This window comes from Peribacillus sp. NPDC055009 (assembly GCF_053608705.1).
On record NZ_JBSGVZ010000005.1, the window covers coordinates 251774 to 268020 of the forward strand.

The following is a 16247-nucleotide window of genomic DNA, read 5'->3' on the forward strand; positions in this document are numbered from 1 at the left end:
AAGAATGCTTTCAAATATAGGAATACCTGGTTTGGTGATTGTACTCGTGATTGCACTGATTATTTTTGGACCGTCCAAACTGCCGGAAATAGGCCGTGCATTTGGCCGGACATTGTCCGAATTCAAAAGTGCAACAAAAGGATTAGTGAATGATACAGAAAAAGAGGATGAAAACGAGAATAAAGCTGCGTTAAGAGCTGTTAAAAAAGAGGGATGAAGTAAATGAGATATAGCGGGCGGAAAGACTCGCCTGCTTCTTTTCATGAAAAGAGTTCGAGGGGAAGTGCCTTTTGCTATAGTGCAAGAAAATGTCTTAGAAGGAGGAGTGAAAGTGGAGAGTAAGGATTTACACGTTATTGAGCATATGGAGGAACTCCGAAGCAGAATCATTAAAACACTGATAGGTTTTGTGGCTTTTTTCATAGTGAGTTTCATATTCGTACAGGATATTTATGAACTGCTCATTAAGGATTTGGAAGGAAAGCTTGCCGTGCTCGGTCCGAGTGAGATCCTATGGGTTTATATGATAATCGCTGGGGTTTGCGCAATAGCTGCAACGATTCCGCTGGCAGCCTATCAGTTATGGCGCTTTGTGGCTCCAGCTTTGAAACCGGAAGAAAGAAGAGTTACATTTCGTTTCATACCTGGGCTGTTCATTTTATTCATCACAGGTATCTCATTTGGATATTTTGTGTTGTTTCCAATAGTGTTGGGTTTCCTCACTTCCCTATCGGCCGGGCAGTTCGAGATGATGTTCACTGCGGAAAAGTACTTTCGGTTCATGATTAATTTGATCTTACCTTTCGGAATTTTATTCGAGATGCCGCTTGTGGTCATGTTCCTGACCAGATTAGGGATCATCAATCCAGCCGTGTTGAAAAAGTCTCGTAAGATTTCTTATTTCGTCCTGGTCATAATCTCGATCCTGATTACGCCTCCAGATATAATTTCGGACATTTTGGTTATCGTCCCTTTGCTTGTGCTTTATGAAGTGAGTGTACAGCTGTCCAATATGGTTTATCGAAAAAGGCTTATGAAAGATGAGTCAGCATTACCTGTAACATGAAAATGATAATCACGACCTATTGAATAAATCATTTCTTAGGAAATAGTTAATGGAACACTAAAAAGTTGAGGGGCATATCCCTCAACTTTTTTATTGCGGAATAATATTTGTTGGAAATAATCGGGAAATTTTTTGAAGCGAGCATTATTAGATGACTTCTCGATGTACTACCTGTGGAAATTTAGTTCATTCATTCAGATAACTTTGTACAGAACCTCTACAATGTATAAATGATTTTGTGGTGAACAAGGAAATCTTCAACTTTTAAGGGGGATGTTTTATTTTATTTATTAGAAGGAGAGAGGATTCTGGTTAGCGAATTCTTCTAATCACTTGAACAAAAATATGTACCCTACGTAAAATCATTCAAAAAATATCGAAAGGGATAAGGGTCGAACAAATTGGTGTAAGAGATGAATGTGTATCTTATGGTTCAAGTATAAATATATATTTAGGGGGGAAAGCATTATCAAAAAACAATTGGGATGGTGAGAAGTTTATGAAGGATTTGATGAAAATCATCGCAGGAAACATTTCCATGACCTTTGCCTATGCTTATTTAATCGTTCCAAATGAAATTATCAATGGCGGGGTAACTAGTTCGGCATTATTATTGAATGCATTATCGGGTTATAACATTGCCATGCTAGCCAATTTCGTTACAGGGCTACTATTAATCATTTGTTTAGTTTTTCTAGGGAAAGAGTACTTTTTTAAGTCGATCGTAAGTTCCCTTAGCTATATGGTTTTTTTTAATTTTTTTTATTCATTGAAGATTAATTTCGATATGAATATCGCTTTAGTGATTATCATTTCGTCGATTTTGATAGCGATAGGATATTATTTATGTATAACAGCAAATGCCTCCACTGTTGGTTTTGACGTGATCGCCTTAATTTTGCATCATAAAAATGAAAAAATTGATATTGCAGCTACAATCAGGATCATAAATCTTATAGTACTCATACTGGGCCTTCTTGTTTACGGATTTACTTCGATTGTTAAGGGAATAGCGTTTACATTGTTTTTTTCATTTCTTCTAAAGAAAATGCTGGATAGAAAGCAGAAGGCCGTAAAGTCAGCAGTGGAAAGTGTGTTGGATGAAACCTCCAAGGTTAAAGAATTAAAATGAAAAAATTGCCGACTAACTGGAGACCGTTTGTTGTATTTAATAATTTTCATTTTGTTATCTAAATATTCTGATTTTTAAATTGACTTTAAAAAAATGAGAGTGTATTATACACATAGAAAGTGGTACTAACATCATGACGTAGTGATGTTATATCTGCTTCGAATTTCAAAATAGCACTTAGGAAGGAGGAACAGTGATATAGAATCTTAATTTCATAGTCATCTCCTGTGTTGTTTTTAAAATGCCATGTTTCCAAGTTCCCACTATCTTTGTGAAATTGTAAAGGACAGGCGGTAGAAAAGCCCTGTTTTTACATTCAAGTAGCGATTATGTTAGTTGATTCCCCAAAATATTGAAAGTTGGTGGAGGGTATGAAACATCAACAGGAAGAACTGAAACCAGGTCTGAAACAAAGACATTTAACGATGATATCTTTGAGTGGAGTCATAGGCGCTGGTTTATTCGTAGGAAGCGGTATCATAATTGGTCAAACGGGCCCCGGGGCGATATTATCATATGTTTTGGCGGGCTTGATCGTTGTTTTAGTCATGAGGATGCTTGGGGAAATGGCCACAGTTAATCCCAATACTGGATCTTTTGCCGTTTATGCAAGAGAGGGGATAGGTGAATGGGCCGGTTTTACAACAGGTTGGTTATATTGGTTCTTTTGGGTTATCGTAATTGCTTTGGAAGCAACAGCTGGAGCAGCAATCATACACAGCTGGCTTCCTTCCGTCCCCGTCTGGGTCATAAGTCTATCATTGATCATCCTATTGAAAATGACGAATATTTTTTCCGTAAAATCGTTTGGTGAATTCGAATACTGGTTTTCAATCATTAAAATAATCAGTATCATACTATTTTTGTGCCTGGGTGTGGCAGTGATATTAGGGTTTATCCCAACGATAAAACCACCTGGCACTTCGAATCTTTTAAATTTTGGCGGTTTTATTCCGAACGGGCTAAGTTCTGTGCTTGTTGGCGTCGCCATTGTTTTTCATGCATTTGTTGGAGTGGAGATTCCAGCGATTGCCGCGGGTGAGACCAGTGACCCGGTAAAATCAGTTAGAAGTGCATTGAATAGTGTCGTTTGGCGAATCCTGATTTTCTATATTGGATCCATCGCGATACTAGTGACGCTATTACCCTGGAATTCGGCTTCTCTGCTGAAAAGTCCATTTGTTGCCGTCCTTGAATTATTGGGAATCCCTTCTGCTGCACTGATCATGAATATAGTGATTCTCATTGCATTGCTATCCTGTTTGAATTCGGGATTATATACGAGTTCACGCATGTTATTTTCACTTGCACAAAAGGGCGACGCTCCAAAGGTATTTTCAAAAGTGAGCAAGAACGGCGTTCCTATATTTGCTGTAGTCGGCTCTACTTTATTTGCCTTTATCAGCACCATTTTCAGTTATGTTTCACCTGATAAAATCTTTTTCTTTTTAGTGAATTCCTCAGGTGGAGTCGGAATTCTTGTTTATCTGGCCATTGCGGTTTCCCATCTCCGATTAAGGAAGAGAATGGAGAAAGAGAATCCCGGAATTTTCAAGATCAAGATGTGGTTATTCCCTTATTTGACTTATGCAACCATAATTTCCATGATCTCCGTGTTGATATTAATGGCCTTTATCGATTCGCAGCGCCCACAGTTTATCTTTACCATGCTATTTAGCTTGATCGTTATCTGTTCATTCTTTTTCATTCGAAGAAAAAAAGCGAAGTCCATGGAGAATGAATTGAATATTGTTTCTGGTTCCCCTAATTCCGAAAAGTTATAGATTTGGCTCTATACATTATAAGGCAATTCTTCTTTTGCTTCTAAGGAACTCCTCAGACAGAATTCTTCAATCACTAATCAGCTAGAATATGATTCCCATAGAAAAAGAGAGTTGTGCCATTAAGTGCTTGGTGCCATCTGTCCTTTAAATCATGAAGGAGGGATTATGTTGAATGGTTTCCGTGTAATAACTTATGGGACTGTCCTTGGATCCATATTGCTGTCAGGCTGCAACAATTCAGCTGAACCGGACGAGGCTCAACAGGAAAATAGTCCAGTCATGAATGAAAATCCCGATTCAAATACGGGTGAAACCCAGGTTATTAAAAAAGGTGTCGGCGATGTGATTCGATCCATAAAAGGATTGGATTCAGAAATAAGTATGGAGGCGGGTTCAGAGAAAATTCAAGAATTGGGAAAAGAGATCAGTTCTAATTGGGATTCGATAGAAAAGCAAGTGGAGGATGAATACCCAAATTGGTATGAACGGATTGAGAAAAACCTTTACCCATTAATTGGGGAGTCAGGGAATCCGGATAAGGACCTTGAAAAGATGAAAAGACTCTCTGAAGCTACTAAAAAAGATCTTCAGTTATTTTTGGAAGAAGTTAACTGAATTTTTTCTATAGCCGGGTTTAGCATGTTTGGTGATTTTTGAGGAGGTAAGGATAAGGAGGGGAGCATAGATTGGAAAATGAAAAAGAATGCAAAGAGGTTCAGGCAGTCATATTTGATTGGGCAGGAACGACGGTGGATTATGGTTGTTTTGCGCCGGTCCAAGCATTTGTCGAGATATTCAGGATAAGGGGGATAGATATTACCATTAGGGAAGCAAGGGAACCTATGGGTTTATTGAAAATGGATCATATAATGGAACTCCTGAAAATGAAACGAATCTCCAATTTATGGATTGCTAAATTCGGGAAAGAACCGGACGAAAGAGATCTAAAATCATTATATAAGGACTTTGAGGCTTTGCTTTTTAATGTTCTCAAGGAGAACGCCAAGCCAATACCAGGCGTAATTGAATTAGTCAGCCGATTAAGGAAGCAAGGAATAAAAATCGGTTCGACAACAGGGTATTCTCGTGAAATGATTGATGTTGTTAAAGAAGAGGCAGAAAAAGGGGGCTATCAACCAGATTCCATCGTTGCGTCTACCGAAGTGCCGGCAGGAAGGCCTGCCCCTTGGATGTGCTTTAAGACGGCGATGAATCTCCAAGTGTATCCACTCAGCAAAATCGTTAAAGTCGGCGATACGATCAGTGACATCAAAGAAGGCATTTCTGCGGGAATGTGGACTGTTGCCGTATTGAAGGGCGGCAGTGAAATCGGCCTTTCAGAAGCAGAAATCAACGAAATGGACCCATATGATCTGCAAAAAAGGATGAAGCATGCAGAAAATCGTTTTTGGAATGCAGGTGCCGATTTCGTAATTGATGAAATAGGTGATTTATTGGAAATCATCGATAGGATCAACTACAGATTGACAGAAAAAAAGGATACATTCATTGGTTAAAAAGATTCTTATATATGAGTTAGTGACTATAATGATAAGATACTTTAAATAAATTCAAAATATTCAATTTATTTATTGACTGTTTCATTCAATGGTAGTATTATACATCTTATAACTGGTACGGACGTCGCAACGTCATTATCAGAAATAACTATAATTAAGGAGAATGTGCTATGGTCGAAACAAAAATGTTAAGAGGTACGAAAGTTAAAATGACACCAAGTGAAGCCATCGTTGAGACATTAGTGGCCGAGGGAGTTAAACATATCTCGGGAATTCTGGGATCTGCTTTCATGGATATGCTTGATTTATTGCCAACTGCAGGCATTCGTTTCATTGGTGTCCGCCATGAACAAAGTGCAGCACATATGGAAGATGCATATTGTCGTGTCTCCGGGGTTGCAGGAGTTGTCATCGGGCAAAACGGGCCTGGAATGACGAATATGGTCACCTCTGTTGCAGCGGCCAATCAAGCTCATACTCCTATGGTGGTCATATCACCTTCAGCTGGTACACCAACGGTTGGATGGGATGGTTTTCAAGAATGTGATCAGGTTTCCATCTTCAAGGCCATCACGAAAGAAACGGTTAGAGTGACACACCCTGGCCGGGTCGCTGATTGCCTCAGGACAGCATTTCGGATTGCCTATGCCGAGAGGGGGCCGGTTTTATTCGATATTCCCCGTGATTACTTCTATGGTGAAGTGGAAGATCAAATACTTCAACCACATCAATATCGCGTAGATGAACGGGGATGCGGATCATCTGCATCATTGGATAGAGCAGCTGAAATTTTAGCTGAAGCTGAGTATCCTGTCATCATTTCCGGTAGGGGAACAGTTGATTCGGATGGCATTGAAGAAATTAAGAATATTGCAGAATATTTAACAGCTCCAGTAGCTGTCTCCTATATGCATAATGATGCCTTTCCTGCTGATCATCCATTATCAGTCGGCCCAATCGGTTACATGGGTTCAAAGGCTGCCATGAATACGCTTAAGAAGGCGGACGTCATATTGGCGGTCGGTACTAGATTATCGGTATTTGGAACGCTACCATGCTATGACATTGATTATTTCCCTAAAGATGCGCAAATCATCCAAATAGATATTAACCCGAGGCAAATAGCGAGGACGCACCCTGTGGAAGTTGGGATCATCGGAGATGCCCGTGAAGCTAGCCATGAAATCTTGAAACGGTTGAAGGCTAGTAAACCTAACCTGAAACAAGAAAAAAAGCGGATGGTCGAAGTAACGAATGAAAAACAAAAATGGGAAGAAGAATTGGTGAGACTTGCGATGATCGATGGAACGCCAATCAATCCGCGTCGAGCCCTATTGGAATTGACTAAAGTGTTGCCTGAAAATGCCATCGTTACTACAGATATCGGTAATGTATCGTCAACTGCAAACGCTTACTTAAAGTTCAACCAGAGCCGCAGGCATATCGCTGCCCTTACATTCGGGAACACGGGATTTGCTTACCCATCCGCACTTGGTGCCAAGTTAGCTGAGCCGAATACGCCTGTTTTAGCCATTGTTGGAGATGGAGCGTGGGGCATGAGCTTACATGAAGTGAGTACGGCCGTTGAAGAAAATATACCGGTCATAGCATGTGTCTTCAATAATAATGCATGGTGTGCAGAGAAAAAGAATCAGGTCGATTTTTATAATAACCGTTTTGTAGGGGCGGATATCCAAAATCCTGATTTCGCAGAAGTTGCCCGGTCAATGGGTGCTGTTGGTATAAGAGTCGAAAAAGCTGACGAGTTAGGGGCTGTCATTGAAGAAGCAATAAAATCAAATAAACCGACTGTCATTGATATACAAGTAGATGGAACACAATTAGCTCCGCCATTTAGAAAAGATGCATTAAAAATGCCTACTAGATTATTAGAAAAGTATTCTCATTTAGATCATAAAAACTGGGATAAATAATGGTATGAAACTAGAGTGATATGACAGGTGCGATGACTTGAATTTTGGGTCATTGCACCATCACCCATTCGCTCTATAAAGGTCAGTAACAACATGGGAACTCAACTTAATTGCATTCGATGAATAATAAGGGGGTTTCAAAAGTGAAGATGGAAACTGAAACGAAAGACCTTGTTCAAATGGATAAAGACCATTTATGGCATGCGATGCATCGCTATAATGAAAAGGATGCTCCCATGATGGCTACAGAAGGATTCGGCTCATGGTTCACAGATGCTAAAGGGGATAAATATTTAGATGGGGTTTCCGGTTTGTGGTGCTTGAACCTGGGTCACGGAAGAAAAGAGATTGCCCAGGCAGCGTATGAACAAATGGTTAACTTATCTTACTTCCCTTTAACGTTAAGCCATAAGCCGGCAATCGAATTATCTGCAAAAATAAGTGAGCATTTAAAGGGCTCCTATACAACGTTTTTTACGAACAGCGGCTCTGAGGCGAATGAGACAGCTTTTAAAATAGCCAGGCAATATCATTCCCAAAATGGAAATCAGGGTAAATACAAATTCATCTCTAGGTACAGAGCTTATCATGGCAATACTTTTGGCGCGCTAAGCGCGACCGCACAGGCAAACCGGAGAGTGAAATATGATCCGGCGGTTCCAGGTTTCCTGCATGTGCCACCGCCGTACAATTATCGAAGCCCATTTGGGGAAAACGTTGAAAACTCCGATTTGCTTGCAGCTGAATATATCGATCAGGTCATTAATTTTGAAGGAGCTGAAACGGTAGCGGGTGTTATTCTTGAACCATTCATCTCTGGTGGCGGGGTCCTTATTCCTTCAAAAGAATACTTAACGAGGGTTTCGGAAATCTGTAAGAAGCATGATGTTCTTTTAATTGTGGATGAAGTGGTTTCAGGTTTTGGAAGAACCGGAAAAATGTTTGGGTTCATGCACTCCGATGGCGTTCAACCGGATATTGTAACAATGGCAAAGGGTTTGACCAGCGGTTATCTTCCACTTGGAGCAACGGCAGTGAATTCGAGGATTTATGAGAAATTCAAAGAGAACGGAAATTTAAATCATTTCAGGCATGTGTCAACATATGGAGGTCACCCTGCATCTTGCGCAGTTGCCCTTAAGAACATTGAAATCTTGGAAAATGAAAAAATCGTTCAGCGAGTATCTGAACTTAGTGAGTCGACACTAAGTGAGCTATTTGAATTGACAGCCCTTGATAAAGTAGGGGAAGTTCGTGGAGTAGGGTTTTTATACGGCATTGAATTAGTGGAAGATAAAAAGGCAAAAACACCAGTTTCCGATGAGTTCATGGGTAAAATAATCGGAGCTTGCAAGGAAAAGGGCCTTATCATCGGCCGGAATGGTGATACAGTTCCTGGATATGGTAATGTACTGATCATTGCGCCGCCTTTATCTTCGACCGTTGAAGATTTACGCTTTGTCATAGAAACCGTTAAATCCGTTTTATATGAATTATGCTAACAAAAAAGATGATTAACTTTAGGGTGCTATATTTATAGACGAAAAAAGAAGATGGGCATGATATGTCTAGCAGCTTTGACATCCATGTCCATTTTTTCATATTGGGTCTAACAGTGTGGGAAAACTGGAGAATCCGGAGTAGGAGGATATATGCAATCACAACAAAGATTATTGGTGGTTCTGGCACATCCTGATGATGAGTCATTCCTGTGTGGCGGAACCATTGCTAAAATGTCTGAGCAAGGTGTTCATATAACCTTACTATGTGCGACAAAAGGCGAAATGGGCAGGCGCATGGGAAATCCCATTCTTACAACAAGGGAGGCATTGCCTGGACTAAGGGTAAAGGAGTTAAAAAATGCTTGTGAAGAATTGGGGATCAGCGACCTGCGATTTTTAAACGTGAGGGATAAAACGATAGAATTTGAGAGCTTCGATCTATTGGCGGAGAGAATCGTAAAGGTGATACGTGAAGTTCAGCCAGAGGCACTAGTAACATTCCATGAGAAATATGGGGGGCATCCAGACCATTGTGCGATTGGCCGTGCTGCCGAATTTGCTTATCTAAATTCCGGTGATCCCGATTTTTATCCAGATCCAGTATTTCCAGCTTTTAAGGTTCATAGTCTGTACTTTGTCCTTTGGCATGCTTTTTATGATGAATGGTTTAAGGAATACGGGCTGAGCAGGATCACAGAAGTGGATATAGCAGGGACTTTACAGAAAAAGATCCGTGCCTTAAGGGCCCATCGCTCTCAGACTCTAGCAGTTCCTGAATTATGGGGGAATCAAAATCCAAGCTTGCCTTTTTTAAAGGAATCCGAGTATTTTATCAAAGGGAATTCGCCTACCAATATAGAAGAAATCGATTTTTTTCAAACGATTGAAAGGTTGGGATGATTCGTAATTTGGGCATTAGTTTATCTGGAAAGGGGGAAGGAATGTATGGAATTAGAAAAATATGAGCCACTGGAAGAAATACCTCAGGCACAGCAAAAACCGCTTCAAAATAAGGTGCTTTTGTGGCTGAGCGGTATCGCTTTCACCTTTTTTATTGCCCTCTTAGGCTTGGGGCTGTCCAAGATTTCGGGATTCAATCGAATCGGCCCTCTTGCATGCTCGATCATCATTGCCGTGATTTATCGTCAAATTGCGGGATATCCAGAAAAGTTCCGGACGGGAATTGAATTTTCCGCAAAAAAACTTTTGCGTTTTGCCATCATTTTATACGGGTTGAAATTAAATATCGATGTTATTTTCAATCAAGGACTGCCATTGTTGGTTCGTGACATAGGGACAGTAACATTTGCCATAGTCGTGATGGTCCTGATTGCAAAGTGGTTTAAGGCAGATGCTTCCATTTCGCTTCTTCTTGCTGTAGGAACCGGTATATGCGGGGCAGCAGCCATCGCAGCCATATCTCCAATCGTGAAAGCGAAGGAAGAGGATACAGCCATCGGCGTTGGGATAATAGCTTTAATGGGAACACTTTTCTCGATTATATATACCCTTTTACGTCCGATTCTTCCGCTGTCTGCTTTGGATTATGGAATCTGGTCTGGGATCAGCCTTCATGAAATCGCCCATGTTGCATTGGCAGGTGCACCGGCTGGTGAAGATGCGCTAGCGATTGCACTACTCGCAAAATTAGGCCGTGTCTTTTTACTTATCCCATTATGTTTCATTTTTATGTATTGGATGAAAAAACGCACATCCGGGAAGATGGGCCATGATGCTAAAATTGATTTTCCATGGTTCCTCGTTGGTTTTATAATCATGAGTTTAATAGGAAGTTATGTGTTTGGAACTTATATTACGGTGTCTCCTCTTGTAATGGATGGCATTTCCAAAACGACTACATTTATATTGACAATGGCCATGATCGGTCTTGGACTGAATGTAAGCCTGCAGGCACTGCGGACAAAAGCCATGCGTCCTCTTTTAGCCATGACCATTACCTCTTTGCTGCTTTCCATCATCTCGTACTTTATCGTTTAATATATAAGCTTTCCATTGATGTCCCAGTTAGATAAGCCTGAAAATGTGATGAATAATGCATATGGATAGCCCTGAATATATTAATCTATTCAGGTTTTTTTTATTCGTTCGAAGAAAACGTTTTTGGAAATGTAGGAGTGGAAATTTGATAAAATCCTAATTTAAGGAAAAAAATAAGTGTTGACATGTTTGAATATTATAACTATTTGGTTTACAATATAAGAAATATAAGAACTGATACGAACATTACGATGTCTTTTTCTGTTTGGAGGAAATTTTATGGAGTTAGACTTTAAAAATCCAATCCCTTTGCATGCTCAATTGAAAACCATATTGGAAAATCAGATTTTGGAAGGTTATTATAAAGACAAAATCCCTAGTGAAAGGGAACTCATGGATATGTATTCTGTCAGCAGGAGTACTGTACGGGAAGCCGTATCCATCCTGGTTCGTGAGGGAATATTGGAAAAGAGGCATGGAAAGGGAACGTTCGTTTCCCTTAAACCTGTACAAGAATGGCTAAAGATGATAAGTTTCACTGAAACCACTAAAAGCATGGGAATTAAATTACTAGATCATGGCCGTGTAATGACACCTGAAAATATTGCTGATGCAAATGGGTTCGAAGATGAATCTTACCATATTAAAAGGCTGCGGTTACAGGGAGATGTCCCAATAGCCATTGAATTGCATTATTATTCTTTGGACCTAGGAAAAAAATTGACGAAATTCGATTTAAGTACGACCGTATTGTATGATGCACTCGAAGGTGATCTAAACATTGACTTTTGTGAGGCGGAACAAATCATAACCTGCGGCTTTCCAACAAAAGAAGATGCAGAACATTTAGGTATAGCCGAAACGATGTGCTTGTTGATTACAGAACGAATGATTTTTGATTCTGATGGTAATTTAGTAGAGTATTACAAAGGATTATTCCGATCTGATATGTACTCATTCGCAATGAAAATGTCCCGGAAGAATTGATTTTGGGGACATGATATAACCTAAGCCTTTCTAAGAAGTAGAGAGGCTTAGGTTATTTTAAATCCTACCAGTATATACTATGGTACGACTTTTAATGGAGAGTTTGTCTATGTTTATAACATAGGCATGTTTTAATATAATCTATTGTTATGATCAAATTACATACCTTATTTCAAGATCTAGAATATCTATGCTTGACCAACGTTTTCAGTCGTTTGGTTTTTGAGGGCTTGTCATCCTCCAATTTAGCTGAGATAAGCCCAAGTACCACTCCAAGCAACGCACCTGCCCCCACTTCCACAGGCTGATGTCCGAGCAGTTCATTCAGTTCCTTCTCACGCTCCACAAACTCAAAGCTCGGAAACTCTCCCGAAAATTTCGCCATATTATCTTCAAGATCATTCACAAGCTTAGCAATTTCGCCTGTATGGCGCCGAATCCCCTGAGCATCATACATCACAATCACGCCAAAGACTGTCGCAAGAGCTGTTTCCGTATGCAGCCATCCTTTATTAGCTGCCACATAGGATGCCAGTGCGGCCACACCGGCAGAGTGCGAACTAGGCATGCCACCTGTTGTGAAAGCCTGCTTCAAGTCCCACTTTCCCGTCAGCTTATAATGCGTTAAAATTTTCAGTCCTTGCGCAATGCCGATCGCCGAAAGCGCCGTTAAAATTCCCCGATTCATCTTTTCCATGAGCAACTCCTCCACTCCAGACCAGTCCAACCCAATCCAGGATTTTATCTTCCCTCTTTTGATACCCCAATAATAATTTTTATATGCAGCAGTTCCATGATTATCGGCATTTAATAAGAGCCTGCTTAATTTCCGACCTAGGGGGTTCTGACTTGCTTTTTTCGGAGAAGGTCACCATTTTATAATAATATTTATAGGATGGGTCACTTAAGGAAAATATATAACGGAAGATTATTAACAGGTGTTAAGGTGGCAATGGGGTGAACAAGATCAAGGATATGAATCCGGAAGAGTTAAAAAAGATCATGACGGTAACCGAGCGAATGTCTTTCACAAAAAACTTCAGGTCTGCTACTGCTGAAGAATGGTTTGTTTTCATTCCCGGCTTTAATGATCCAGTTACTGGAGGAGCTGCTGGAAAGGCTATAGTTCACTACAATCTATATGGAAACAAAGATATGTTCATTAACACGACGGTCATTCTGGATGACCCTGTTTTATTTGAGGTGAAAAACTTTCAGCTGGTTTACTCTATTTGTGATGAACTTATAAATCGTCTCGTGGGATACGCTGATACTTTACTTTCCGTTCACGCAGGTTCAAATTCTTACAATGCTGAGTATAAACGATAATGTTCGTAAGAGAACAAGGAGGAAAAACAGTGCATCATAATCTGGTTCAGTCAATAATCGAACAATCAGTCATGCTTAAAAGTGAAGCGGATTGGGATAAACTCGTTGAACAAGTCAATAAATCCAAATTTGTTTTGCTGGGTGAGGCATCACATGGAACATCCGAGTTTTACACGGCCCGAGTTGAAATTACAAAAAAACTGATTCAAGAAAAAGGGTTCACCTTTGTAGCAGTTGAAGGCGATTGGCCCGCTTGCCAGGCAATCAATAGGTATGTTAAAGGCTATGACCTAGTGACTAAATCGGCAAGTGATGTGCTTAAAAGTTTTAACCGCTGGCCGACATGGATGTGGGCAAACGAGGAAATGATCGACCTGATTGAATGGATGAAAGAATACAATGAGTCCGGACAAAATCAAACGAAAGTTGGATTTTATGGGATAGATATCTATAGTCTTTGGGAATCCATGGATGAAGTTATCCATTACTTAAAACAAATTGATTCACCTGACCTCGAGGCTGCCAGACAGGCGTTCACATGTTTTGAGCCATTCAATCGGAATAATGAGGAGTACGCAGTTTCCGCAGGCATTTTTTCAGAAGACTGTATAGATGAGGTTGCCAAATTGCTGACGACTATTCAACGAAAAAAAGAAAAATACCCTCATCATGAAGAATTGAATTTGAACCTTCAAGTGAATGCATTGGTAGCGTATAATGCAGAAAATTATTACAGGACGATGGTGGTTCATGATGATAAATCATGGAATATTCGAGATATGCATATGGTGGATGCGCTTAATGAAATTATGGATTTTTACGGTTCTGAAGGCAAGGCGATTGTATGGGAACATAATACCCATGTTGGCGATGCCAGCGCTACAGATATGAGAGATTCCGGGATGATTAACGTCGGCCAGGTCATTCGTGAACAAAACTCAACTGAAGATGTATTTATCACAGGTTTCGGAACCTATAGGGGAACCGTTATTGCAGCAGATGAATGGGGCAAGGATTTTGAAATAAAAACAGTACCACCGGCTATGAATGGAAGTTGGGAGGAGGCTATGCACCTTTCAGGCGCGTATGATAAGTTGCTCATTTTCACCGATGAAAATCGTCAGCTATTCCAAGATAGAATTGGACATCGGGCTATCGGGGTTGTATACCGACCGGAATATGAACAATACGGAAACTATGTACCTTCTGTAATGTCAGATAGATATGATGCGTTTGTTTACATTGATGAAACGCAGGCCCTTCACCCGCTTGTTCATGAAAAAGCACCCGTTATGTAAAAAAGACAAAGCCATATAACTTTCGTGTTATAAATGGCTTTGTCTTTTGTTCGTGCTTATTCTTAACAACGCTGCCTTTTATTTTAAGACTTATGAAAAGCTAATGAAATCGTTGCGTGCAAAGCGATTTAATATTTAAATTAAAAACCATTCTTTTAAGAAAGGTTTTTATCTTGATATCTATTTGCAGAAGGGCATCCAAAACAGACGGTGTAATAAAGAAAGAGGTAAGAAAAATGCCAAAGACAGTGCGAGATGACTACACCTGAAAAGACTGATACATCAGCTTTTTTTCTTTGTTTAAAAATTAACTAGTACCAATTATGTAGAAAACAATTGACCTAGACCATATTAAATGGAGCAGGTGTGCGAGACTCCTGCGGGAAAAGCAAGTCAAAGGGGAGACCCAGCAGGCGCAAAGGCGCAGAGGAGGCCCCGGTTTTACAAACACATAAAACTGTAGACAAACTTGATTTTCATCGAGTTTGTCTACAGTTTGAGAAGACTAAAAATAGTCTTTTTTTATATTTACAAATTGGCTAACGTAAGTATATTTTATGGTTAAAGAAAAGCCAAGTGTAAAATAGTATGATCCCCATCAAATTAGGTTAATGTTTGTTTTACCCACATTTAGCACACTTTTCATTCATTAATTGATTCTTTTTATCATTAAAAGATGTGGACCGCCATCTTCCATAAAGACATCGGATGAAGTCTGATAGCCGAGTTTTTTATAAAAACCCTCTGCCTGTGTTTGCCCATGTAATTTCACCTGGGATATTTCCTTTTTCTTTGCGATTTCTTCCAACGTTTTAATTATTATTTTTCCAAGACCAAACTTACGGTAGGGCTCTAAGATGCAAATTCTCTCCAATTTTCCTAAACCATCAACAACTCTTAACCTACCAGTTCCGACTGGTTTTTCATTATAATAGACTAATATGTGTTCAGATAAAGCATTAAGTGTATCGTATTCATCAAATTCACTTTCTAAAGCGAAGCCTTGTTCCTCAACAAATACCTCTTTTCTGATTTGAAAGGCTACTTTTAAATCACTTTCTGTAGTTATTCTCTTTGAATCCAATGTTCTTCATCCCTTTTCTAGATTTATTCAGTAAGACAAGTCATAATATATGTATAACTTTTTTATAGTATATACGAAATTAATTTTGTTGTAAATACAACAAAAAAGTCAGGGGCTTTTTGAATGAAGGAAATACTCCGTGAAATTGGAATGATAGCAAGGGCATTGGACTCTATAAGTAATATCGAATTTAAAGAATTTGACCTAACAAAAGGGCAGTATTTGTATCTTGTTCGAATATGTGAAAATCCAGGAATCATTCAGGAAAAGTTAGCAGAGATGATTAAGGTTGACCGGACGACAGCAGCTCGGGCCATTAAAAAACTTGAAATTCAAGGGTTTATTGAAAAGAAAAATGATGAGGAAAACAAAAAAATTAAAAAGTTATATGCTACCGATAAAGGTGAGAAGGTTTATCCCTTTTTGAAAAAAGAAGGAGAGTACACCGACAAGGTTGCATTATCGGGATTTTCTTTGGAAGAGACGGAAACGATGTTTCATCTTCTTCAAAGGGTCAGAAAAAATATTGAGGTAGATTGGGAATTTGTGAAAAAGGGCAATAAAAGGGGGTATTGATACGGCTTATAAGTTATTACAGATTCATGAATGGAAT

16 protein-coding genes are annotated in these 16247 nt (G+C 39.6%); 14 read left to right on the forward strand and 2 right to left on the reverse strand.

All coding sequences use genetic code 11. The features are described 5' to 3' along the window. The first annotated feature begins 4 nt into the window (after window positions 1-4). The 11 genes from ACWF5P_RS11050 (at window position 5) to ACWF5P_RS11100 (ending at window position 11923) form a co-directional block, all read left to right on the forward strand. Window positions 5-217, forward strand: coding sequence for a twin-arginine translocase TatA/TatE family subunit (locus tag ACWF5P_RS11050; protein WP_096338675.1), 213 nt, complete (start codon window positions 5-7; stop codon window positions 215-217). Between the two features lie 147 nt (window positions 218-364). Then, on the forward strand, window positions 365-1066 hold the full coding sequence (tatC, locus tag ACWF5P_RS11055) for a twin-arginine translocase subunit TatC (protein ID WP_402903739.1): 702 nt from the start codon (window positions 365-367) through the stop codon (window positions 1064-1066). Window positions 1067-1565: 499 nt separating this feature from the next. Next, window positions 1566-2198, forward strand: a complete 633-nt coding sequence (locus tag ACWF5P_RS11060; protein WP_202190545.1) for a YitT family protein — start codon at window positions 1566-1568, stop codon at window positions 2196-2198. Between the two features lie 371 nt (window positions 2199-2569). Next, on the forward strand, window positions 2570-3982 hold the full coding sequence (locus ACWF5P_RS11065; RefSeq protein ID WP_101221791.1) for an amino acid permease: 1413 nt from the start codon (window positions 2570-2572) through the stop codon (window positions 3980-3982). A 168-nt stretch (window positions 3983-4150) separates the two neighbouring features. Further along, complete coding sequence (locus ACWF5P_RS11070) at window positions 4151-4597, forward strand: hypothetical protein (RefSeq protein ID WP_452444872.1); 447 nt, start codon at window positions 4151-4153, stop codon at window positions 4595-4597. Window positions 4598-4668: 71 nt separating this feature from the next. Further along, window positions 4669-5499, forward strand: coding sequence for a phosphonoacetaldehyde hydrolase (phnX, locus tag ACWF5P_RS11075; RefSeq protein WP_434169381.1), 831 nt, complete (start codon window positions 4669-4671; stop codon window positions 5497-5499). A gap of 173 nt (window positions 5500-5672) precedes the next feature. Then, the gene (gene xsc / locus ACWF5P_RS11080; RefSeq protein ID WP_101221794.1) at window positions 5673-7436 is read left to right on the forward strand and encodes a sulfoacetaldehyde acetyltransferase; all 1764 of its coding nucleotides are present in this window, start codon (window positions 5673-5675) and stop codon (window positions 7434-7436) included. Window positions 7437-7585: 149 nt separating this feature from the next. Continuing rightward, on the forward strand, window positions 7586-8938 hold the full coding sequence (locus tag ACWF5P_RS11085; protein ID WP_452444882.1) for an aminotransferase: 1353 nt from the start codon (window positions 7586-7588) through the stop codon (window positions 8936-8938). A 150-nt stretch (window positions 8939-9088) separates the two neighbouring features. Then, a complete protein-coding gene (locus tag ACWF5P_RS11090; protein ID WP_452444873.1) occupies window positions 9089-9838 on the forward strand; it encodes a PIG-L family deacetylase in 750 nt (249 codons plus the stop codon). Window positions 9839-9883: 45 nt separating this feature from the next. Next, window positions 9884-10936 (forward strand): YeiH family protein, encoded by a 1053-nt coding sequence (locus tag ACWF5P_RS11095; protein WP_101221796.1) that lies wholly within the window; start codon window positions 9884-9886, stop codon window positions 10934-10936. A 279-nt stretch (window positions 10937-11215) separates the two neighbouring features. Further along, entirely contained in the window at window positions 11216-11923 is a 708-nt protein-coding gene (locus ACWF5P_RS11100; RefSeq protein WP_101221797.1) for a GntR family transcriptional regulator, read from the forward strand. Between the two features lie 172 nt (window positions 11924-12095). On the opposite strand, the gene ACWF5P_RS11105 is transcribed toward ACWF5P_RS11100, so the two are convergent. Then, entirely contained in the window at window positions 12096-12620 is a 525-nt protein-coding gene (locus tag ACWF5P_RS11105) for a divergent PAP2 family protein (protein WP_452444883.1), read from the reverse strand. A 278-nt stretch (window positions 12621-12898) separates the two neighbouring features. Here ACWF5P_RS11105 and ACWF5P_RS11110 point away from each other — a divergent pair, with 278 nt between their 5' ends. Further along, window positions 12899-13252 carry a hypothetical protein gene (locus ACWF5P_RS11110; protein WP_230176585.1) on the forward strand — a complete coding sequence of 118 codons (354 nt, stop codon included), beginning with the start codon at window positions 12899-12901 and terminating at the stop codon, window positions 13250-13252. Between the two features lie 29 nt (window positions 13253-13281). After that, window positions 13282-14550 carry an erythromycin esterase family protein gene (locus tag ACWF5P_RS11115; RefSeq protein ID WP_434169385.1) on the forward strand — a complete coding sequence of 423 codons (1269 nt, stop codon included), beginning with the start codon at window positions 13282-13284 and terminating at the stop codon, window positions 14548-14550. A 649-nt stretch (window positions 14551-15199) separates the two neighbouring features. Here ACWF5P_RS11115 and ACWF5P_RS11120 read toward each other — a convergent pair. Next, window positions 15200-15634, reverse strand: coding sequence for a GNAT family N-acetyltransferase (locus ACWF5P_RS11120; RefSeq protein ID WP_434169386.1), 435 nt, complete (start codon window positions 15632-15634; stop codon window positions 15200-15202). Window positions 15635-15757: 123 nt separating this feature from the next. Between ACWF5P_RS11120 and ACWF5P_RS11125 the strand changes: the two genes are divergently transcribed. Then, window positions 15758-16210, forward strand: coding sequence for a MarR family winged helix-turn-helix transcriptional regulator (locus tag ACWF5P_RS11125; RefSeq protein WP_063233436.1), 453 nt, complete (start codon window positions 15758-15760; stop codon window positions 16208-16210). Window positions 16211-16247: the final 37 nt, after the last annotated feature.